Below are 22,473 nucleotides of genomic sequence, written 5' to 3'. Positions count from 1 at the left end.
AGAGTCCCGGAGTTCGTTTGGTCCGCTGTTTGGTCCGTGGCGGGCGGAAACGTTTGCAGATCGATATCAACCGCCGACGAAAAGATCAGGATCGGCTCCCGGTGACCTGTCGATGCCTGTTCTCCCGCCGATTGCGGTCACGCAGTCGAGCACCGCCCGCACCCGGATGCGGACGGCGCTCAGTCCCGGCTCTCACCGGCCCGAAACAGGCTCACTTCGCGGAGTTCTTCAGCTCCGTCGGCCACTTCGCGCCGTTGGCCCAGTACGCGGAGATCTCCGTGAGGTCGCGGCCCTTCGTCTCCGGGGCGAAGCGGAAGACGAAGAGGAAGGCGAGCACGGCGAGGGCACCGAAGACGAGGAAGACGCCGGCGCCGCCGATGAGGTCGAGGAGGTCGGGGAAGAACTGGGCGACGATCGCGTTAGCGACGAGGTCGGAGGTGAGCATGAGTGAGGCGCCGAGGGCACGGTACTTCGCCGGGAACGTCTCGCCCGCATAGACCCACACGAGCGAGCCGAAGCCGAACGTGTATCCCATCGTGAACGCGATGATGCCGATGACGCCGAACACCGTGCCCCCGGCGGTGCTGCCGGCCTCCCCGCCGAGGCTGAAGACGAGGACGAGCACGAGCGTGGAGACGATCATGATGCCGATGCCCGTGAGCAGCACGGGTCGACGGCCGAGGCGGTCGACGATGAACATCGAGACGATGACGGCGACGAGCGCGAAGGTCTGGACGACCGCGGGCAGGCCGAGGAGGGCCCCGTAGCCGCTGAAGCCCATCGACTCGAAGATCGAGGGCGCGTAGTAGATCGTCGCGTTGATGCCGGTGATCTGGATGAAGAAGCCGAGTCCGATGACGAAGAGGGAGGCCTTGAGCAGGTGCCCGCGGAACATCTCGACGAGCCGACCGCTCTCCTGATTGAGCTCGGTGCGGATGAGTCCGAGATCCCGGTCGACGTCGCGGTCGGCATCGAGGGCACGGAGGGCGGCGGCCGCCTCGGCGTCGCGTCCCTTGAGCATGAGCCAGTGCGGCGTCTCACGGACCCGGAAGAGGAGGATGAGGACGATCGCGGCGGGAACCGCCGCCAGACCGAGCATGAGCCGCCACGATTCGATGAGCGCGAGCCCCCAGCACACGAGGTAGCCGGCGACGATGCCGATCACCGTCGTCACCTGGTAGGCGACGAGCAGGCCGCCGCGGACCTTCGTCGGGGAGGACTCGGCGATGAAGACCGGGACGACGGCCAGGGCGATGCCGATGGCCACGCCGAGGAAGAGGCGGGCGATGAGCAGGGAGACGTAGCCGGGGGCGAAGCCGGAGATGATCGAGAAGACGATGTAGCCGCAGGCGATGAGGAACATCGACTTCTTCCGGCCGATCGCGTTCGAGAGCGGACCGCCGATGATCGCACCGACGATCTGGCCGACGACGACGGCGGTGGCGAGTCCGCCGAGCTCGGCGTTGTTCAGGCCGAGGTCGCCTTCGATGAGCAGCAGCGCGCCGGCGATGTTCGAGATGTCGTAGCCGTAGGTGATGCCTAAGGCGACGGCTGCGAATGCGACGATGGTGACGAGTCGGGGCGACTGCCGCAGGTCGGTGAGGAATGCCACGTGACTGCTCCTTTGCGAGTGTTCTTGTCTCGAACCTTACACGAAAACTATCCACAAGTCTCGTAATGTGTCATGATAGTGATTGATTGAATCAGAAAACGATCAAGGGAGTGCGCAATGACCAGTGGTGGCGAGTACATGGCAGAGGAGCTGCGCGATCAGCCGGAGGCGTGGGAGCGCACCCTGTCGCTCACCGTTCCGGAGGCCGCGGTGCCGGCGCCCGGCGAACGGGTGGCGGTCATCGGATGCGGATCGTCGTGGTTCGCCTCGCAGATCTACGCGAACCTCCGCGAAGGCGCAGGCCAGGGGGAGACGGACGCGTTCACCGCGAGCGAATACCCCTACGACCGCACCTACGACCGCGTCGTCGCGATCTCCCGCTCGGGAACGACGACCGAGGTCGTCGACGCGCTCGAGCGCCTCGCCGGGTCGGTTCCGGTGACCGCGATCGTCGGGGGCGCCGAGAACCCGATCGCCGACCGGGCGAACGAGGTCATAGCACTCGACTACGCCGATGAGCGCTCCGTGGTCCAGACCCGCTTCTGCACCTCGACGATCGCGCTGCTGCGCACGTGGACCGGAGGTGCTGCGGCGGTGGGGAAGGCTGTGACCGACGCGCGGACCGTGCTCGAGGGGATCAGCGCGGACTTCACCGAGTTCGATACTGCGATCCTCGACGACGCCCTCATCGACGCCGAGCAGTACAGCTTCCTCGGCATGGGCTGGACGTGGGGCCTGGCCAATGAGGCGGCGCTCAAGCTGCGCGAATCCGCCCAGGCCTGGACCGAGTCGTACTCGTCGATGGAGTACCGGCACGGCCCCATCGCGATCGCCGCTCCCGGCCGGGTGACCTGGCAGTACGGTCAGGCGCCCGCGGGTCTGCGCGAGCAGGTCGAGGCCACCGGCGCCCGCTTCGTCGAATCCGACCGGGACCCGCTGGCCGAGCTCGTCCGCCTTCACGCACTCGCCCTGACCAAGGCCCGACGCCTCGGCGTCGATCCCGACCATCCGCGTTCGCTCACCCGTTCCGTCATTCTCGGCGCATGACCACGCGGGCCGAGATCCTCAGCGTCGCCGCCGGGCGGAGCCTGGGCCCCGGCCCGGTCGCGCTCGCCGTCGACGTCGGCGGCACGGGGATGAAGGCGGTGCTCTTCGACGAGGCCGGCCGCCTCGTCGAGGCGATGACGGCCCCGACCCCGGAGTGCGCGGACGCCGCCGCCGGCGAGGTCGTCGACGTCGTCGCGGAGTTCGGCGCCGAATTCGGCCGCACCCATCCCGATCATCCGATCGCCGAGGCGGCCGTCGTCCTCCCCGGCATCGTCGATGAGGCGACGGGCACGGGTGTGTTCTCCGCCAACCTCGGCTGGCGCAACGTCCCGTTCTCCCGCATCCTCACCGACCGCCTCGGGGTGGCCACGACGGTCTCCCATGACGTCCGCGCGGCAGGGCGGGCGGAGTTCGCGCTCGCCGAGGAGATGCCGGGCAACGCGGCCATGGTGACGATCGGGACGGGGATCGCCGCGGCGATCATGGTCGAAGGGCGGCTGGTCTCGGCCGGCGGGTTCGCCGGGGAGGTCGGCTTCTGCGAGGTCGCCGTCGACACCGCGGACGGTCTCTTCCGCGGTCCCATCGAGCACATCGCCTCGGCGGCCGCGATCGCCCGCCGGTATTCGGCGCGCAGCGGCACTGCCGTGGTCGGGTCGCTCGACGTGCTCGGGGCCATGCACTCAGGTGATGCGGTCGCCGCCGCGGTGTTCGCCGAGGCGGTCGATGCCCTCGGTGCGATGTGCGCGCAGCTCGTCGCCGTCGTCGCTCCCGAGGCGATCGTCTTCGGGGGAGGGCTGAGCAGCGCCGACGAGCTCCTCGACGGAGTGGACGAGGCCCTGCGCGCACGTCTGGACTTCCACCGTGCCCCACACATCCGGCGGGCGGAACTCGGCCCGGTCGCCGGTCTCATCGGCGCCGGCCTGCTCACCCGGAGGTCCCGGTGAGCTCAGACGGATCCGCGGCGACATCCACGGCGGCGACCACGCCGGTGGCCGGAGTCGCCGTGCTCACGCTCAGTCCCGCGCTCGACCTCACCCTGGAGGTGGGGGAACTCAGCCCCGGTCGCTCGCATCGGGCCGCTCCTGCCGCCGAGGTGCTCGGGGGCAAAGGGATGAATGTGGCCAGTGTGCTCGCCGCGCTCGGCGTCCCCGTCACGGCCTATGGTCCCGTGAACGAGGACCACTGGCCGGGTGCGTCCTCATCCGACGAGGGACCGTTGGCCGGACCTGGGGGCCCGGGAGGGCCTGGGGAGCCGGGGCCGGTCTGGGACCTCACCCCGACACCGTCGCCGCTGCGCCGCAGCATCGCCGTGATCGAGGGCTCGGGCCGGGCGACGCTCGTCAACGAATCCGCGCACCCGCACCCGCCAGAGGTGTGGGCGCAGCTGTTCACCACGGTCACCGACCGCCTGAACGATCCGGCCGTGCGCGTCCTCGTCGTCGCGGGATCGACCCCCGCCGACTGCCCACCCGGTCTCGTGCCCGAGCTCATCGACTCAGCCCATACGGCCGGGGTGACGGTCATCGTCGACACCTCCGGTCAGGCTCTCCTCGCCGCCGCGGCAGCAGGAGCCGACTGGGTCAAACCCAACGACGAGGAGCTCGCGGAGCTCTTCTCCGGCGACGCCGCAGCGACCGCTGCCCCGCCGGCGGCCACCACGGCGACGGACGCCACAGCGACCGCTGCCACGGCGACGGACGACCCGTCTCGCGCAGGTGTCCGCGCCGACGCCTCCCGTCTCATCGGCAGGGGGGCTCGCCACGTGCTTCTGTCCCGCGGGTCCGAGGGAATGGTCCTCCTCGACGAGACGGGTCCGCGCGGGCGGGCCCGTCTCGACGAGGCGCTCACGGGCAACCCGACCGGAGCCGGTGACGCCGTCGTCGCCGCCCTCGCCGCCTGCCTCGCCGGACGACCGGACCCCCGAGCCCGCCTCGGCGAGGACGAGGTCGTCGAGATCCTCACGAGAGCCGTCGCGGTCTCGGCCGCCGCCGTGCTCATGCCCCAGGCAGGACAGATCCACCCGGACTGGCGGGCCCTGCGCGAGCGTGTCCACGTCGACGACCACCTCGGCGACCACCCGCCGACCGACTCAGAGCGAACCGGAGACACACCATGACGAGAGCATCGACGACCGCCCTGCTCGCTGCGGCGGCGGAATCCGGCACCGCGGTGGGAGCGTTCAACGTCATCCACCTCGAGTCCGCGGAGGCCATCGCCGCCGGTGCCGAGGCGGCCGGCCTGCCGGTCATCATGCAGATCTCCGAGAACTGCGTGCGCTACCACGGGGCACTCGCCCCGATCGCGCTCGCGACCCGGGCCATCGCCGACGCGGCCGCAGTGCCGGTGGCCCTCCACCTCGACCACGCGACGGACACCGCCCTCGTCGACGAGGCGATCGGGCTCGGCTTCGACTCGATCATGTACGACGGCGCCCACCTCGACTACGACGCCAACTGCGCCACCACCGCCGAGGTGGTCCGCCGGGCCCACGACGCCGGCATCGCCGTCGAGGCCGAGCTCGGGGAGATCGGCGGCAAGGACGGCGCGCACGCCCCGGGGGTGCGCACCGACCCCGCCGAAGCCGTCGAGTTCGCGGCACTGACCGGGGTCGATGCGCTCGCCGTGGCTGTCGGGAGCACGCATGCGCGGCTCGAGCGCACGAGCGAACTCGACCTCACCCTCATCGCCCGCCTCGCCGAGGTGGTCCCGGTCCCACTTGTCCTCCACGGCTCCTCCGGGGTGGCCGACGACGAGCTCGTCCGCGGTGTCGCCGCCGGCATGCGCAAGGTCAACGTCTCGACCCACCTCAACGCCGTCTTCACCGCGGCGGTGCGCAAGGCCCTGACCGCGAACCCCGTACTCGTCGACTCCCGGAAGTACCTCGCCCCCGCCAGGGAGGCCTTCGCCGCCGAGGCGGCGCGCCTGCTCACCCTGCTCGCGGGAGAGGACCGGGAATGAGCACCCCCGCTTGCCAAAACCGCGGACGAGGCCCGAAAGTGGCTCTATGAGTCCGCGTGAAGACCGTCTCGACCGCATCCTCGCGCGCCTCGACCGCGACAGCACCGTCGGCGTCGAGGCGCTGAGCGAGGAGCTCGGCGTGTCCCTGGCGACCGTCCGCCGCGACCTCGACGTGCTCGAGGGCAGGCGGCTGCTCGAACGCACCCACGGCGGGGCGAGCAGGCGCAACGTCGACTACGACCTGTCCCTGCGGTACAAGGAGGCGGCCGCCACCGAGGCGAAGGCCGCGATCGCCCGGGTGGCGATCGACCGGATCGCGCCGGGGTCGACGGTCGGACTGTCCGGCGGGACGACGACGTTCATGGTCGCCGATGCCCTCAGCCAGCGCGACGACCTCCTCCACGACCTCACGATCGTCACCAACGCCGTCGACATCGCCAACAAGCTCGCCGTCCATCCCGGCATCAAGGTCATCGTCTGCGGCGGGGTGATCAACACATCGAGCTTCGAGCTCGTCGGTTCGTTCGTCGACGCGGTGCTGCGCGGCATCTGGCTCGACCTCGCCTTCATCGGCGTCCACGCGTTCTCGGCGAGCGCCGGAGGGACGACGGCGAACGAGGACGAGGCCTACGTCAACCGGCTCATGGCGCAGCGTGCGGAGAGGGCCGTCGTCGTCGCGGACTCCTCGAAGTACGGTCGCCGGTCCTTCGCCTCGGTGGGCGGGACCGAGGTGTTCGGGGAGATCATCACCGACGACAGCCTCGGCGAGGAGGCCCTGAGCGAGCTCACGGCTGCCGGGTTCACCGTCGACCTCGCCCCCACGGACCTCTCCGGGGCCGGAGGGCAGCGGCGATGAGCACCGAGGCCGCACCGGAGCGGGTCGACGCCGTCGTCCACGACGCCGTCATCCTCGACAGCGACCCGGCGACGTACTCGACCGACTTCGCCGACACGTGGCTCGCGGTCACCGACGGCACCGTCGTCGGCCGCGGGCGCGGCCAGCACTGGCAGCGGTTCGTGCGCCCCGACACCGAGGTCGTCGACGCCGGCGGCTCCTTCCTGGCGCCTGCGTTCGTCGACATCCACACCCACGGCGCCGGTGGTCGCAACGTCGAGGACGGGCCCGACCACCTCGGCGAGATCCTCGCAGTCCACCGCGCGCACGGAACCCGGGCGCTCGTCCTCTCCTTCGTCTCGGACACGATCGACGGGCTGAGTGCGGCCCTGCGCACGGGCGCGCGGGCCGCCCACGACCACCGGTGCGTCCTCGGGCTCCACGCGGAAGGACCCTTCCTCTCCCCGGAGTTCAAGGGCGCCCATTCTCCCGAGGTGCTCACTTCTCCCATGCCCGAGGCCGTCGACCGTCTCCTCGACGCCGCCGATGGTCAGCTCGTCCAGGTGACCCTCGCCCCGGAGCTGCCGGGTGCCCTCGAGGCGATCGAACGCTTCACCTCGGCGGGCGTGCGCGTGGCGGTCGGGCACACGGCGGCCGGCTACGACGAGGCGGCGCGGGCCTTCGATGCGGGCGCGAGCATCCTCACCCACGTCTTCAACGGGATGTCCGGCATCCACCACCGGGGTCCCGGCCCGATCCTCGCCGCCGTCGACGCCCCGCACGTCACGCTCGAACTCATCAACGACGGCATCCACGTCCACGCCCCGGCGGCGCGGATGATCGCCGATCTCGCGCCGGGCCGGGTCGCCCTCATCACCGATGCGATGGCGGCGACGGGCATGGGCGACGGGGACTACGTGCTCGGTGCGCTGCCTGTGCGCGTCGAGGACGGTGTGGCGCGGGTGCGCCGCGAGGACGGCAGCGTCGGGTCGATCGCGGGTTCGACCCTGACGATGGACGAGGCCGTGCGTCGGGCCGTCGCCGAGGTGGGCATGAGTCCGGTCGCGGCCGTGCAGGCGGCGAGCCTCGTGCCGCTGCGGGCGCTCGGACTCCTCGAACCCGAGGTCCACTCTCTGCTGCGTGTCGGTGAGCGGGCCGACTGCGTGCTCCTCGATGCGTCGATGCGCGTGGAGAGGGTGTGGATCGGCGACTGAGAACCGGTCGCCGTTGCCGCTTCGGGGGCCTGTCATGGGAAGATGGGCCCATGGATGCACTGCTCCTCATTGACACGGACGACACCGGTTTCACCTCCCAGGAGGCGATCGAGACCCTCGGTGGGATCGTCGGGCGCACCCGCGCAGTGGGCGGGGTCCTCATCTTCGCGTCGACGAAGGAGGAGCTGGCCGATCGGGAGGATGCGGAGATCAGCGTCTACGGACCCGACGAGGAGGACCTCGTGCTCCGCTCGGACAACCCCGACATCTTCGAAGGCGTCGAGGACCTGGCGGCGGGACTGCACGACATGGCCGTCGACCGCATCGTCATCGCCGGACTCGACGACGACCCGGGAGCGGTGTGGGCATCGGCCATGGCGGGACTCGTGTGCAACTTCGACGTCATCGTCCTCTCCGACTCCGTCATCGATGCCGATGGCGTACCGGTGGCCTGGATGGCCGCCGCCGAAGAGGCCGGTGCCATGGTCAAGCGCACCGCGGACACCTGGCTGCGCATGTGACCCGATGCCGGAATTCGTCAGTGCAGGTTGCCGAATGGGATCGTTCTCCGTGACGGGATCGCCCGTCTGCTGATCGGCAACGACAACTGCCGAGTAGCATTTCCCCTAATCGGCAACAGTTGTTGTCAGAGAGGTTTTGGGCGCCCATTAGCGACTGGCGTAGTGGCTGGCGGCTCGGATAGGCTTGGACTCACCCACGGGTGCCGTTTCCCCGGCGGAGACGGCGCGCGGCTCACTTACCCCTCGAGCAGATTCCCTACCCGGAGACACGGAATGACATCCCCCATCACCCCGCCTCGACGCGCGTTCCGCAGCGGCTCCCAGCCGCAATCGCGGTTCCTCGGCAGTGGTGATCCTTCAGGCGGCTGAGATCGCAGTCGTCGCGACGACGTCCGACTCATCCCACCTGAGAACGGAGGGGCAGGAGCACACGCTGCTCCTGCCCCTTTCGTTTCGTCTCTGAACGTTCACCGCAGGCGGGTAGACGTCGCCGCGGCCGGGACGAGTCCGAGGCGGTTCGCCTCGGATGGGCGTCGGGACTTCCTCTTTCAGAAGACTTCAACGCCAATCTCTGACTGTATTCGTAGTCGATGGAATCAGCACGGGCCGGATCGGGTGGACTGATAAATTACCCGCATGATATCGTCGGCCACTGACCGAATGCGCAGTTTTTCCTGCTGACAATGCGTACTACGGCATCCCTCGAGTTAATCCCCAACCTGGAGTAGTGAGATAGTGTCATTGTTGTCGCCTTTTCCAAGCAAACTTCGCAACGCTCTCGGCAGCAGATCGCGTTCGACGTCGGCCATCTTCGCCGGCGTCGCAGCGCTGATCCTCGCCATGGGGATCACCGTTCCGTCGGCGACTTCAGCGTCGGCAGCAGAGGTGGACGCAGTCACGGACGTTGCGACTGCCCCGGATCCCGGCAACGGCAGGGAATCAGTCGGCTCCCTTTCCTGGCTCATCGCAGTTGAGGGTGTAGTCGGGGTCTGAATCCGCCGGCCTCGAGTAGAGATCGGGCGATGTAGTGGGTGAGGTTTGAACGTCCTGCGATTCGTAGACATGATTCCCTGTCGTGCCTTCCTGGTAACGACTGTCTACGAGAAGTGTCACACCCCAATCGGACCGGCGACTGCGGGCCACGTTCACCCGGCGGGAGCACATCGACACCGAGAAGATCGCCGAAGTCCTCATCCGCGTCGCCCTGCGCGAGGCCGGCACCGCAAGCCCGGTCCGTCAGGCCGGAGACCAGCTCCGGGCGCTGCTGGGCAGCGAACGGTAGAATCCCTGTTGTACGTCCACCACCAGGGCGCTACCGGCTTACCCCATTTGTTGCCCGAACCCGTCGCGGTTCGGCAGGCCTTCCCATCTGTGTCGTGACCGCCAGTCGGCGCCCGCACCCAACCCCGCCTGCTGGGGCTGGGTGAGAGCCCGAAAGGCAGTCACAACCCATGACACTCATCGACCTCCCCACCGGCCTCGACCTCGCAGGCCTCCGCAACCTCGCCGCCGGGCCGAAACCCTCTCCCGAAGCGACGGCCCTTCCCGATGGGAAAGTACCCGCGATCTCGTACCTGCGGGTCTCCACCAAAGACCAGGCCACCCGCAACGGCCTCGAAGAAGGCCTCTCCATCCCCGCGCAACGCGACGCCGCGCAACGCAAAGCCGACCAGCTGAACGCCGTCATCGTCGCGGAGTTCATCGAGCCCGGTGAGTCCGGCAAGACCGCACACCGCAAAGCGCTCCAGGAGATGCTGGACTACCTCGCCGAACACCCCGTCCGGTACTGCATCATCAACAAGGTCGACCGGATCGCGAGGAACCGCCTCGACGACGCGATCATCCACGCCACCCTCCGCCAGGCCGGCGTCACGCTCGTGTCCGTCATGGAGAACATCGACGAGACCCCCTCGGGGATGCTGATGCACGGCATCATGGCCTCCATCGCCGAGTTCTACTCCCTGAACCTCGCCCAAGAAGTCACCAAGGGGCTCGTACAGAAAGCCACGATCGGCGGCACCCCGCACCGCGCACCCATCGGCTACCTCAACATCCGCACCGTCGACGCGGGCGGCCGCGAGGTCCGCGAAGTGCGCATCGACCCCGACCGAGCAGAGCACATCCGGTTCGCGTTCACCTCCTACGCCACCGGCGACTGCTCCCTCTCCAGGCTCGCCCGCGAACTGGAGACCCGCGGCCTCACCACCCGGCCCACGCCGTCATTCCCTGCGAAGCCGGTCACCACCACGGCACTGCACAAGATCCTCACGAACCCCTACTACCAGGGCATCGTCACCTTCCGGGACGTCACCTACCCCGGCACGCACGACCCGCTCGTGACCCCGGAAACGTTCGAGCAAGTGCAGACGATACTCCAGCAGAACCACATCGTCGGCGACAAGCCACAGAAGCACGACCACTACCTCAAAGGCTCGATCTACTGCACATTCGGGAAGAAACTCATGTTCGAACGGCCCCGCAACCACCAAGGCGTCACCTACGACTACTTCACCTGCACCGGACGCCGGCTGGGGCGCAACAACTGCCAGCGCACCGCCAGCCTCACCCACCGGGTCGAGCAAGCCATCGAGACCGGCTACCAAGGCATCTCCCTCAGCCCTGACGAAGCAGCACAGATCCAGGACGTGCTCGGACACGTGTTCGACGCCCTCGCCGAGACCACCAGCGACGAACAGAAACTCCTCGCCGGGCAGAAGGCCAAGCTCGAAGCCGAACAGGTCAAGCTCCTCCAAGCCCACTACGCAGACGCGATCCCGCTCGACCTGCTCAAAACCGAGCAAGACCGCATCCGCGCAAACCTGCAAGCGATCACCGGCCAACTCGACACCCTGGAGACGACCTACGACAAAGCCAAGGTCGGACTCGACGCGATCCTCGGCCTCCTCACCGACATCGGCGACGTCTACGCCAAGGCCGAACCCTCAGAGCGACGGATGCTCAACCGGGCACTGTTCGACCGCATCACCATCGACGACGAAGACCAAGCCACCCTCGAACCAACCGAGACCATCCAGACGATCCTCACCACAAACCCCAGGCCACACAACGAAAGAACCTTGCCCCGCAATCAAGCGGGGCAAGGTTCGAACGTTCAACTTTACGTGGAGGTAAGGGGACTCGAACCCCTAACCCTCTGCTTGCAAAGCAGATGCGCTACCAATTGCGCCATACCCCCAGGTGGGTTATCACCCTACACCGAGTCGGTGTGCTTTGACCATTCGGCCTGGGCACGCTGATTGCTGTGCCGCCACCGGAAGAACACTCCCAACCCCACGAGCGTGAGACCGGAGAGAATCCACTTCTTCATGATCCTCCTCGAAAGGAAGTGGGCCTACCTGGACTTGAACCAGGGACCTCTTCGTTATCAGCGAAGCGCTCTAACCGCCTGAGCTATAGGCCCTTTCGGGGTGAACCCGAAGTAAAAATATACCGAACCGGTCATCCCCTGCACAAATCCGCGCGCCGTGACACGCCTCACAGCGTGCCGGCGCGCGGATCCTCGACCGTCGAAACGACCGGTCTCAGTCGTCGGTGAGGGTGAGGTGGAAGCCGCCGGCGATGAGCGAACCGATGTTGTAGATGAAGGCCGCCAGGGTCGACAGGGCCGTCATGAGCACGATGTTGATCACCGCGATGATGAAGCCCGCGGCGACGACGCGACCGAAGCCGAAGATGCCGATGATGCGCTCAGCGGACTCCGCGCCGGCGAGCTCGGTCATCGTCGCCTCGAGGCCGCTCATGACGCCCGTGGCCTGGAGGACGACCCAGAGGACGATGAAGGCGACGATCGTGGCGATGCCGATGGCCACGGACATGAGGAACGACATCTTCATGACCGACCAGGGGTCGACCGCGGCGACGGTGAGGCGAACGGTCCGGGGACCCTTCTTCTTCTTTCCCTTGCCGTTGTCGACGATGTTCTTCACGCCCATCTTCACACCGCCGGAGCTCGCCCGGACGGTGTTCGAGACGCTGCCCATCACCGAGGTGGCCGGACCGCTGCCGGTCCCCGTTGATCCCTGCCCGGCAGAGGAGGACCCGGCAGAGCCAGATCCCGCCGAGGTGGCGGTCGTCGACGGTCCCGACCCGGTCGAGGGCGCCCGGTTGGGCTTGGGCGAGGCCTTGGGCGCAGGAGGGGTGACGACCTTGGCCTTCTCGGTCGCCGGAGCCGACCCCGACGCGGCATTCGCCGAGGTGTCAGTACCCTTGCTCGGAGCCGGTGCGGAACCGGAAGAGGTGTCGTTCTTCGCAGAGCCTGCGGTCAGGCGGGTCGATCCGCTCGACGTCCTGATGATCTTGCCAGGCCCTGGCTGCTTGTTCTCGCTCACTCTTCCACATCCTCGCTGGCGGTCTCGGTCGCTGCGACCTCAGGCGCTGCAGCCTGCGGTGCCTCGACCTCGGTCTCGACTGCCTCGGCTTCGTCTTCGTCTTCCACTGCGGTCTCGGGTCCACGGGTTACTGCGATGATACGGTCATTCTTGCCCGGCTTCGCGAACACCACACCCATGGTGTTGCGTCCCTTCGCAGGAACCTCGTCGATGTTCGACCGCACAACCTTACCGCGCTCCATGACGACGAGGACCTCCTCACCGTCTTCGACGATGAGTCCGCCCACCAAGTCTCCGCGCTGTTCGGTGATCTTCGCAACTCGGATTCCGAGGCCGCCGCGGCCCTGGACGCGGTACTCGTCGACGGGGGTCCGCTTGGCGTAGCCGCCTTCGGTGACGACGAAGACATAGGTGCCCGGCTGGACGACGTCCATCGTCAGCAGCTCGTCGTCGTCCTTGAACTTCATGCCCGTGACACCCCCGGTGACACGGCCGAGCGGACGGATCGAGTCGTCATCGGCAGCGAAGCGGATCGACATGCCCTTGCGGGAGATGAGGAGGAGATGGTCCTCGGATCCGACGATCCGAGCCGAGACGAGTTCGTCGGGTTCGCCCTTGTACTCGCGGAGGTTGATGGCGATGACGCCGCCGGTGCGGTTGGAGTCGTATTCGCTCAGACGGGTCTTCTTCACGACCCCCGACTTCGTGGCGAGGATGAGGAACTCCGCCTCGTCGTAGTCGCGGATCGAGAGCACCTTCGCGATCGTCTCGCCTGGCTGAAGTGCCAGGAGATTCGCAACGTGCTGTCCCTTCGCGTCCCGGGAACCCTCAGGGATCTCATAGGCCTTCGCGCGGTAGACGCGACCGGTGTTGGTGAAGAAGAGCAGCCAGTTGTGCGTCGAGGTGACGAAGAACTGCTCGACGACGTCGTCGCCGCGCAGCTGCGCACCCTTGATGCCCTTTCCGCCCCGGTGCTGGGCACGGTAGAGCGTGGACTGGGTGCGCTTCGCGTAGCCGCCGCGGGTGATCGTGACGACGACCTCCTCCTCGGGGATGAGGTCCTCCATCGACACGTCCCCGTCGAAGCCGGCGAGGATCTTCGTGCGCCGGTCGTCGCCGAACCGCTCGACGACCTCGTCGAGCTCCTCGGAGACGATCTCACGCTGACGCGAGGGCGTTTCGAGGATGTGGTTGTACTCGGCGATCAGGGCTTCGATCTTCTCGGCCTCCTCCTGGATCTTCAACCGCTCGAGGGCCGCGAGGCGGCGCAGCTGGAGGTCGAGGATCGCATTCGCCTGGGTCTCGTCGACCTCGAGGAGCTCCATGAGCCCGGCGCGGGCCTCGTCCGAGGACGGCGAGCGGCGGATGAGGGCGATGACCTCGTCGAGGGCGTCGAGGGCCTTGAGGTAGCCGCGGAGGATGTGGGCGCGCTCCTCGGCCTTGCGCAGCCGGAACTTCGTCCGGCGCACGATGACCTCGATCTGGTGCTTGACCCACAGGCGCAGGAACGAGTCGAGCGAGAGGGTGCGCGGCACGTTGTCGACGAGCGCGAGCATGTTCGCGGAGAAGTTCTCCTGCAGCGAGGTGTGCTTGTAGAGGTTGTTGAGCACGACCTTGGCCACGGCGTCGCGCTTGAGCACGATGACCAGGCGCTGACCGGTGCGTCCCGAGGATTCGTCGCGGAGGTCGGCGATGCCGGCGACCTTGCCGTCCTTGACGTACGAGGCGATCTTCGCGGCCAGGGTGTCCGGGTTGACCATGTAGGGCAGCTCGGTGACGACGAGGCAGGTGCGTCCCTGGATCTCCTCGACCTCGACGACGGCGCGCTGCGTGATCGAACCGCGGCCCGTGCGGTAGGCGTCCTCGATGCCCTTGTGCCCGAGGATCGTGGCACCGAGCGGGAAGTCGGGGCCCTTGACGATGGTGAGGAGGGCTTCGAGTGCCTCCTCCTTCGTCGCCTCGGGGTGGGAGAGCAGCCACTGCGCTCCGGCGGCGAGTTCGCGGAGGTTGTGCGGCGGGATGTTCGTCGCCATGCCCACCGCGATGCCCGCGGAGCCGTTGGCGAGCAGGTTGGGGAACCGGGAGGGCAGCACGACGGGTTCGAGGCTGCGGCCGTCGTAGTTGGGCTGGAAGTCGACGGTGTCCTCGTCGATGTCGCGGACCATCTCCATGGCCAGCGGCGCGAGCTTGCACTCGGTGTACCTCGGTGCCGCCGCGCCGTCGTCGCCGGGCGAACCGAAGTTGCCCTGTCCGGCGATGAGCGGGTAGCGCATCGTCCACGGCTGGACGAGGCGGACGAGGGCGTCGTAGATCGCCGAGTCGCCGTGCGGGTGGTACTGACCCATGACGTCGCCGACGACGCGGGCGCACTTGGAGAAGTTGCGGTCGGGGCGGTAGCCGCCGTCGTACATCGCGTAGAGGACGCGGCGGTGGACGGGCTTGAGGCCGTCGCTGACGTCGGGCAGTGCGCGCCCGACGATGACGCTCATCGCGTAGTCGAGGTACGACCTCTGCATCTCGAGGTTGAGATCGACCTGCTCGACGCGGTTGATCTCGGTGGGGGTGTCGAATTCGTCAGCCAATGTGGGCTCTTCCCTTGTGTTCGAACCGTTCTTCCGGCGTCAGGCGGCGACGCGAACGGCGGCGGGTGGAATGCGGATGGCAGCTCCCTCGCCGAGGTGGTCCCACCTCGGCGAGGTCGTGCTCAGATGTCGAGGAAGCGGACGTCCTTCGCGTTCTCCTGGATGAAGCGGCGGCGCGAGTCGACGTCGTCGCCCATGAGGACGGTGAAGATCTCGTCGGCGACGATCGCATCGTCGAGGGTGACCTGCTTGAGCAGGCGGGTGTCGGGATCCATCGTCGTCTCCCACAGCTCCTCGTAGTTCATCTCGCCGAGGCCCTTGTACCGCTGGATCGCCTGATCCTTGGGCAGCCGCTTGCCTTCGGCCTTGCCGGTGGCCAGCAGCGCATCCCGCTCCCGGTCGGTGTAGGCGAACTGGTAGGGCGCGTTCGACCACTTGATCTTGTACAGCGGCGGCATCGCGAGGTAGACGTAGCCGTGCTCGATGAGCGGCTTCATGTACCGGAATATGAGCGTGAGCAGCAGCGTGGTGATGTGCTGGCCGTCGACGTCGGCGTCGGCCATGAGGATGATCTTGTGGTACCGCAGCTTCTCGAGGTCGAACTCCTCTCCGATGCCGGTGCCGAAGGCGGTGATCATCGCCTGGACCTCGTTGTTGCCCAGCGCCCGATCGAGGCGGGCCTTCTCGACGTTGAGGATCTTTCCGCGCAGCGGCAGGATCGCCTGCGTGAAGGGGTTGCGACCCTGGACGGCGGAACCGCCGGCCGAGTCGCCCTCGACGATGAAGACCTCGGAGATGTCCGGGTCCTTCGACTGGCAGTCCTTGAGCTTGCCGGGCATGCCGGAGGTCTCGAGCAGTCCCTTGCGGCGGGTCGCCTCACGGGCCTTGCGGGCGGCCAGCCTGGCCTGCGAGGCCTGCAGCGCCTTGCGCACGACGTCCTTCGCCTGCGCCGGGTTCGACTCGAACCAGTGGCCGAGCTCGTCGCGGACGACGCGCTGGACGAAGCCCTTGACCTCGGAGTTGCCGAGCTTCGTCTTCGTCTGACCCTCGAACTGGGGGTCGCCGACCTTGACGGAGATCACCGCGGTCAGGCCTTCGCGGATGTCGTCGCCGCTGAGGTTGGGATCCTTCTCCCGCAGCAGCTTCTGCTCCCGCGCATAGGCGTTGACGAGCGAGGTCAGCGCGGTGCGGAAGCCCTCTTCGTGCGTGCCGCCCTCATGCGTGTTGATGACGTTGGCGTAGGTGTGGACCGATTCGCTGTACGCCGTCGTCCACTGCATCGCGATCTCGAGTGAGAGGGTCTGTTCGGACTCCTCGGCCTCGAAGACGATGATGTCGGGGTTGATGAGGTCGACCTTCTTCGCCGAGTTGAGGTACTGGACGTAGTCGAGGAGGCCGTGCTCGTAGCGGTACGTCGCCTCGCGCGGCTTCGCGTCGACCTCTTCGTCCTCGTCGATCTGGACGTTGTCGTCGTCGACCTGCGTGTGGCGTTCGTCGATGAGTCGGATCTTCAGGCCCTTGTTGAGGAAGGCCATCTGCTGGAAGCGGGCGCGCAGGTACTCGTATGAGAAGTCCGTGGTCTCGAAGATCTCCGCGTCCGGCCAGAACGTCACGATCGTCCCGGTCTCCTCCGTCGGCTCACCGCGGGTCAGCTCACCGGTGGGCACACCGCGGCGGAAGTCCATCGTCCAGTGGTAGCCGTCGCGCAGGACCTCGACGTCGAGGCGCTCGGACAGCGCGTTGACGACGGTCGAACCGACGCCGTGGAGGCCGCCGGCGACCGCGTAGCCGCCGCCGCCGAACTTGCCGCCGGCGTGGAGGATCGTGAGGATGACCTCGACGGTGGGCTTGTGCTCGGTGGGGTGCATCGCGACGGGCATGCCGCGGCCGTTGTCGGCCACGCGCACGCCGCCGTCGGCGAGGATCGTCACGTCGATGTCGTCGGCGTAGCCGGCCATCGCCTCGTCGACGGAGTTGTCGACGATCTCCTGGACGAGGTGGTGGAGGCCGCGCTCCGAGGTCGACCCGATGTACATGCCTGGGCGTTTGCGGACTGCCTCGAGACCCTCAAGTACCGTGATATCCCCGGCATCGTAATGGGACTGTTCCTCGATCGTCATGTGACTCCTCGTGCAAATGAACGCTATCAGCTGTCCATTCTACCGCGCGCACGCCCGAAATGCCCGCAAGCGGCTCAGAAACGTCCATTCCCGCTTTTACCATGCGGGTCACGTACCCCCGGACACGATCGGTCCCGGCTGTCGCGCCTGGAGGCCTTCTGGGGATTTTCGGATCTCCGTCCCGAAATCGGCGCCGCCGTGTGCCGGATCAGGCGCCGACACTCACCCGAAGGTGTCCCGCGGACCCCGGCCGCGGACGCTGCGCGGACCCTTCTTGAAGCTGCGTCCCCGCGGCCCGCGGATCTCGAGTTCCGTGATCGTCTGCGAGCCGAGACCCGCCTCGAGTGCCTTGAGGATCGTCGGACGCAGCACCCGCAGCTGCGTGGCCCACGTCGTCGAGTCCGCGGCGATGACGAGCAGCGGCGGGGAGAAGTCGACGGGTGTGCAGTGTCGGGCGACCTGGTGGCCGACGAGGTCGGGCCACCGCCCGAGCACTTTGCCGATGTCGATCGACGACGACCATCCCTGCGTGGCGATGAACCCGCCGAGGACCGAGGAGATCGACGTGGGATCCCTCCGATCCTTGCCCGCCGAGGTGTAGGTGACCTCGGCGCGGATGCGCGAGCGGCGGCGACCGGTGAAGAACCGCGCCTCGGTGACCTCCATCCGCCGCACCCGGTCGAGGGCTTCGAGGGCGGCGACCGGGGTCGCGGCGTCGCGTTCGATCCCGCTCATCGGTGACCCCGGCTCATCATGCCGCCCCTGCGGCGAGCAGTCTCGCCTGGTCGATCCGGGCGCCCCCGAGGCCCGCCGGCAGATCGGCGTCGACGGCGGCGGTGACGAGGACCTGCTCGGCGTCCGTGATCCGCGAGGCGAGCCGGCTGCGGCGCCCGGAGTCGAGTTCGGCGAAGACGTCGTCGAGGACGAGGATGGGCTGTTCGGCGCTCGACCCCGCATCCGCGCTGAGCAGATCCCAGCCGGCCAGCTGCATCGCCAGCGCCAGCGACCATGTCTCCCCGTGCGAGGCGTAGCCCTTGGCCGGGTGCGATCCGATCATCAGCGCGATGTCGTCGCGGCCCGGCCCGTGGAGGGTCAGCCCCCGATCGATCTCGGTCGCGCGGCGGCGTTCGAGGGCGGCGAGCAGGAGTTCGCGGCACTCGGCGGCCGAGGATGCCTGCGAGTAGTCGATGCGCGAATCGTAGGTCGCACTCACTCCCTGCCGCTCGAGGCGGGCGTCGGCGGCGATGTAGGCGAAGTTCTCCTTGAGCGGGTCGACGATGTCGGCGAGCACCCGCTGCCGGCCGAAGACGAGTTCGGAGGCGGCATCGGCATAGGCCATGTTCCAGATGTCGAGGGTGGCCTCGAGCCCGGGGTCGCGTTCCTCCCGGAGTCGCTTGAGCAGCGCGTTGCGCTGTTTGAGCGCACGGTCGAAGTCTTGGATCACCGAGGCGAAGCGCGGGTTGCGGGCGACGACGAGCGTGTCGATCCAGGCCCGCCGCTCCGCCGGCTCCCCGCGGACGAGGCTGAGATCCTCAGGGGCGAAGACGACGGCGGAGACGAGTCCGAGGATCTCCCGGATCCGCACCGGAGAGCGGTTGACCCGAGCCCGGTTGGCGCCCTTGGACTGGATCGTCACCTCGACGGCCGCATGCCGCTTGCCGCGGTTGACCAGGGCCGAGACGGTCGCGGCACCCGCGGTTTCACGCACGAGCGGAGCGTCGAAGGCCACCCGATGCGAACGCAGATGCGCGAGATACCCGACGGCCTCGACGACGTTGGTCTTCCCGGTGCCGTTGTCGGCCACGAACGTCGTGACCCCGGGCTCGAATTCCAGGTCGAGCACGGGGTACGAGCGGAAGTCACGCAGCGAGAGTCGGGATATCCACATTCAGATGCGGGTGGGCATGAGCAGGTAGCGATACGACTCGTCGGCCGAGGAGTCGAGGTCCTTCTGACCGGAGATGATGACGGGCTTCATCGGCTGGGTGAAGGAGAAGTTCACATACGGGCTCTCGATGGCCGCGAGGCCCTCGGCGATGTAGTGCGGGTTGAATCCGACGGTGATGGGCTCGCCCTGGAGGACGGCTTCGACGGCCTCGGAGGCCTGCGCGTCGTCGCCGGTGCCGGCGTGGAGCGTGAGCATCCCATCGCTGACTTCGAACCGCAGCGGAGTGTTGCGCTCGGCGACGAGGGAGACGCGGCGGACGGCTTCGCGCAGCACCGCGGTCTCGACGATTGCGTGGATCGGCACGGAGTCGGGGAAGAGCGAACGGACCTTCGGGTACTCGCCCTCAACGAGCAGCGAGGTCGTCACCCGTCCCGCCGAGGTGAACGAGATGAGATCCTTGCCCGCATCGGTGCTCAGGCCGATCGTGACATCCCCACCGAGGGACTTCGAGACATCTCCCAGGGTGCGACCGCGCAGCAGGGCGACGGCGGAGACATCGGGGCGTCCGGGGTTCCAGGTGAATTCGCGGACGGCGAGGCGGTAGCGGTCGGTGGCCAGCAGCGTGACCTTCTCGCCTTCGATCTCGACGCGCACACTGGTCAGGATCGGCAGGGTGTCGTCCTTCGAGGTCGCGATCGTGACCTGGGAGACGGCGTTCTGGAACTCACCGGCCGAGACGGTGCCGGAGTCCTCGGGCACCTGCGGCAGTGAGGGGTATTCGGCCACCGGCATCGTCATGAGCGAGAAACGCGAGGAACCGCAGGTGACGTCGACCTTCGAACCGATCTGCTCGAGCGTGACCTCCTGGTTGGGCAGGGCCTTGGAGATGTCGGCGAGGAGACGGCCGGAGACGAGCACCGTGCCGGGAGAGACCACCTCGGCGGAGATCTCCACACGGGAAGAGACCTCGTAGTCGAAGACGGCGAGGCGGACCGTTCCGCCGGTCTCGGCGGTGATGAGGATTCCGGTGAGGACGGGAGCAGAGGGGCGATTGGGGAGGGTCTTGGTCGCCCAGGTCACGGCGTCGGCGAGGACGTCGCGGTTGACTTTGACCTTGAGAGGGGTTGCTTCGTCGTTCACTTTACTCCTTCGGGATATCACCCGACGTGCATTCGGCTTCGGCGTGACGGTGCTCGGAAAACTGTACACAGCCTATCCGATTCCGCGATACCCGAGGATGGGCGGAGGAGCGGGGAGGACACGCGGAGGAACCGAGCGAATCTCGGATCCGAGAACCGGTTTCCGGGGCGTGTTCGAATCTCGAACCGATCGTTCGCTCAGCAGCGCGGAGCTCGTCCGGTCATCGTCAGCAGGCGATGGCGGTCGCCCTCTTCCCTCTTGAGATTGATTCAGCAGAAGTATCAGCACCTGTGGATCCTGTGGACAGAGGAGACCCGTGCCGCGCAGCATCTGGGATCGCGACCTCCGGGAGGGTGTGGACCGCATGTGCATCGGCGCCAGGGCGTCTGGGAGAGCTTGGGTAAGCACAGGCGTGTAGTTCACATCCGTCCACGCAGCCAGAGGCCGTCGTCCCCAGGGTTATCCCCACTGTGGTCAGTCTGTCCCCAGAGTTATCCACAGGTGTGCATAGCGTCTTCTATAGGCGGTGCTGCTGTTTGATGCGGTTTGTGAGTTCGGTGACCTGGGTGTAGACGGCCCGTCGTTCGGCCATCTGCGTTCGAATCTTCTTGTTCGCGTGCATGACGGTCGTGTGATCGCGCCCACCGAAGGCCTGACCGATCTTCGGCAGGGAGAGATCGGTGAGCTCACGGCAGAGGTACATCGCGATCTGCCGGGCTGTCGTCAGCGTCCGCGATCGGGAGGTCCCGCACAGGTCGTCGAGGGTGAGGCTGAAGTACGCGGCGGTCTGTCCCATGATGTCGGCCGCCGTGATCGCCGGGGTGTCGTCCTGGGTGATGAAGTCCTTGAGGACGGTCTCGGCCAGAGACACGTCGACCTGCTGGTCGTTGAGGTTCGCGAAGGCCGTGACGCGGATGAGTGCGCCCTCGAGCTCCCGGATGTTCGAGGACACACGTGAGGCGATGTACTCGAGGACGTCGTCGGGGACGTCGAGGTGCTCGCCGGCGGCCTTGCGGCGCAGAATCGCGAAGCGCGTCTCCATGTCCGGAGGCTGGACGTCGGTGAGCAGACCCCATTCGAACCGGGACCGCAACCGTTCCTCGAAGCCCTTGAGCATCTTCGGCGGCTGGTCGGAGGTGATGACGACCTGCTTGGCCTCATTGTGCAGGGCGTTGAATGTGTGGAAGAACTCCTCGACCGTGGCGTCCTTGCCCTGGAGGAACTGGATGTCGTCGATCATGAGGATGTCGACTTCGCGGTAGCGGCGCTGGAACGCCGGACGCAGCGCGTTCGAGGTCCGGGACGAACCGATCGTGTTGATGAAGTCGTTGACGAACTCTTCGCTCGAGACGTACTTGACGCGGATCTCGGGGAAGAGCTGTGTGGCATAGAAGCCGATCGCGTGGAGCAGGTGGGTCTTGCCCAGTCCCGAATCGCCGTAGATGAAGAGCGGGTTGTACGCCTTCGCCGGAGCTTCGGCGACGGCGAAGGCCGCAGCGTGGGCGAAGCGGTTCGAGGCGCCGATGACGAAGGTGTCGAACGTGTACTTGGGGTTGAGCTGGGCGACGCCGGGAACGTCGACGGGCGGGGTGGGGGTCTCGGTCGCCTCGGCGATCTCGACCTCGACGCGGGAGACCGGCTGCTGCGGACCTGCCGCGGTGCGGTTCTCCACAGGCTCCGGCGCCGGCGTCGGAGCCGGAGTCACGACCTCGGGGGGTGCCGTCTGCGGGATCCCGGCCGGCTCGGGACTCGGCGTCGGCACGGATGCGGGAACCGCCTCGGTGGGATGGTCGGTTCCGGTCTCGTCGATGAGCTCCTCGAAGCGGATGGGCACGTCGAGTTCGGGATCGACGACGAAGCCGAAGGTCACATCGAACCCGATGACACGAGAGAACTCCCTGGTCAGATGGTCGAGAAGGCGGGTCTCGATGGTCCGGCGGGAGTGCTCGTCACGGACGGCGAGGAGGACGAGGGCATTGTCGACGAGCGCCTTGGGAACGGCGAGGTAGAGGAAGCTCTTCTGGTGCCGGGACAGATCGGCGTCCTGATCCAGGGTCGAGACCACCGTTCGCCATTGGCCGATGAGCTCGTTCTTGGAATTCGACACCGTCGGTCCTCTCGCTTGTCATTCGTCGTAGTCGCATGCTCCACACCTGTGCATGACTTCCACACAGTTTTCCACAGTTTGTGGAGGAGTGACGAGTCAG

The 22,473-nt window shown here is 67.4% G+C and carries 16 protein-coding genes, 2 tRNA genes and 1 pseudogene; 8 read left to right on the top strand and 11 right to left on the bottom strand.

Annotated elements, in window-relative coordinates; genetic code table 11:
* Positions 1–211 precede the first annotated feature (211 nt).
* Complete coding sequence (locus AAHA49_RS08435; protein WP_342037939.1) at positions 212–1,612, bottom strand: sugar porter family MFS transporter; 1,401 nt, start codon at positions 1,610–1,612, stop codon at positions 212–214.
* Positions 1,613–1,729: 117 nt separating this feature from the next.
* On the opposite strand from AAHA49_RS08435, the gene AAHA49_RS08430 reads away from it, so the two are divergent.
* The 8 genes and pseudogenes from AAHA49_RS08430 to AAHA49_RS17845 form a co-directional block, all read left to right on the top strand.
* The gene (locus AAHA49_RS08430) at positions 1,730–2,659 is read left to right on the top strand and encodes an SIS domain-containing protein (protein WP_342037938.1); all 930 of its coding nucleotides are present in this window, start codon (positions 1,730–1,732) and stop codon (positions 2,657–2,659) included.
* Complete coding sequence (locus AAHA49_RS08425) at positions 2,656–3,603, top strand: ROK family protein (protein ID WP_342037937.1); 948 nt, start codon at positions 2,656–2,658, stop codon at positions 3,601–3,603. Before AAHA49_RS08430 ends, AAHA49_RS08425 begins: the two co-directional genes overlap by 4 nt.
* On the top strand, positions 3,600–4,775 hold the full coding sequence (locus AAHA49_RS08420; protein WP_342037936.1) for a PfkB family carbohydrate kinase: 1,176 nt from the start codon (positions 3,600–3,602) through the stop codon (positions 4,773–4,775). The genes AAHA49_RS08425 and AAHA49_RS08420 overlap by 4 nt, the downstream gene beginning before the upstream one ends.
* Positions 4,772–5,617 (top strand): class II fructose-bisphosphate aldolase, encoded by an 846-nt coding sequence (locus AAHA49_RS08415; protein WP_342037935.1) that lies wholly within the window; start codon positions 4,772–4,774, stop codon positions 5,615–5,617. Before AAHA49_RS08420 ends, AAHA49_RS08415 begins: the two co-directional genes overlap by 4 nt.
* A 46-nt stretch (positions 5,618–5,663) precedes the next feature.
* A complete protein-coding gene (locus AAHA49_RS08410) occupies positions 5,664–6,473 on the top strand; it encodes a DeoR/GlpR family DNA-binding transcription regulator (protein WP_342037934.1) in 810 nt (269 codons plus the stop codon).
* A complete protein-coding gene (locus AAHA49_RS08405; protein ID WP_342037933.1) occupies positions 6,470–7,666 on the top strand; it encodes an N-acetylglucosamine-6-phosphate deacetylase in 1,197 nt (398 codons plus the stop codon). Before AAHA49_RS08410 ends, AAHA49_RS08405 begins: the two co-directional genes overlap by 4 nt.
* Positions 7,667–7,716: 50 nt before the next feature.
* Positions 7,717–8,187, top strand: a complete 471-nt coding sequence (locus AAHA49_RS08400; protein WP_342037932.1) for a hypothetical protein — start codon at positions 7,717–7,719, stop codon at positions 8,185–8,187.
* Positions 8,188–9,638: 1,451 nt separating this feature from the next.
* Positions 9,639–10,511 (top strand): annotated as a pseudogene (locus AAHA49_RS17845) (recombinase family protein); the annotation flags it as partial.
* Here the strand turns inward: AAHA49_RS17845 and AAHA49_RS08390 are convergent.
* The 10 genes from AAHA49_RS08390 to dnaA form a co-directional block, all read right to left on the bottom strand.
* A complete protein-coding gene (locus tag AAHA49_RS08390; protein ID WP_342037930.1) occupies positions 10,407–10,988 on the bottom strand; it encodes a hypothetical protein in 582 nt (193 codons plus the stop codon). The pseudogene AAHA49_RS17845 and the gene AAHA49_RS08390 overlap by 105 nt on opposite strands.
* 322 nt (positions 10,989–11,310) lie before the next feature.
* Positions 11,311–11,383 (bottom strand) — tRNA-Ala (locus AAHA49_RS08385).
* A gap of 151 nt (positions 11,384–11,534) precedes the next feature.
* Positions 11,535–11,608: transfer RNA gene (locus AAHA49_RS08380), tRNA-Ile, on the bottom strand.
* A gap of 121 nt (positions 11,609–11,729) precedes the next feature.
* Positions 11,730–12,536 (bottom strand): DUF3566 domain-containing protein, encoded by an 807-nt coding sequence (locus tag AAHA49_RS08375; protein WP_342037929.1) that lies wholly within the window; start codon positions 12,534–12,536, stop codon positions 11,730–11,732.
* The gene (gyrA, locus tag AAHA49_RS08370) at positions 12,533–15,118 is read right to left on the bottom strand and encodes a DNA gyrase subunit A (protein ID WP_342037928.1); all 2,586 of its coding nucleotides are present in this window, start codon (positions 15,116–15,118) and stop codon (positions 12,533–12,535) included. The genes AAHA49_RS08375 and gyrA overlap by 4 nt, the downstream gene beginning before the upstream one ends.
* Before the next feature lie 122 nt (positions 15,119–15,240).
* Complete coding sequence (gene gyrB / locus AAHA49_RS08365; RefSeq protein WP_342037927.1) at positions 15,241–17,238, bottom strand: DNA topoisomerase (ATP-hydrolyzing) subunit B; 1,998 nt, start codon at positions 17,236–17,238, stop codon at positions 15,241–15,243.
* A 222-nt stretch (positions 17,239–17,460) separates the two neighbouring features.
* Positions 17,461–17,973, bottom strand: a complete 513-nt coding sequence (locus AAHA49_RS08360; protein WP_339391066.1) for a DciA family protein — start codon at positions 17,971–17,973, stop codon at positions 17,461–17,463.
* A gap of 16 nt (positions 17,974–17,989) precedes the next feature.
* Positions 17,990–19,126, bottom strand: a complete 1,137-nt coding sequence (recF, locus tag AAHA49_RS08355) for a DNA replication/repair protein RecF (RefSeq protein ID WP_342037926.1) — start codon at positions 19,124–19,126, stop codon at positions 17,990–17,992.
* Positions 19,127–20,266, bottom strand: coding sequence for a DNA polymerase III subunit beta (gene dnaN / locus AAHA49_RS08350; protein ID WP_342037925.1), 1,140 nt, complete (start codon positions 20,264–20,266; stop codon positions 19,127–19,129).
* Between the two features lie 517 nt (positions 20,267–20,783).
* Complete coding sequence (gene dnaA / locus AAHA49_RS08345) at positions 20,784–22,373, bottom strand: chromosomal replication initiator protein DnaA (protein ID WP_342037924.1); 1,590 nt, start codon at positions 22,371–22,373, stop codon at positions 20,784–20,786.
* Between the last annotated feature and the right edge of the window lie 100 nt (positions 22,374–22,473).

It is taken from the genome of Brevibacterium ammoniilyticum (assembly GCF_038429965.1).
GTDB classification, from domain to species: Bacteria; Actinomycetota; Actinomycetes; order Actinomycetales; family Brevibacteriaceae; genus Brevibacterium; species Brevibacterium ammoniilyticum.
The sequence above is the reverse complement of the archived record's forward strand: the minus strand, read 5'-3'. Positions and strand labels throughout refer to the sequence as shown.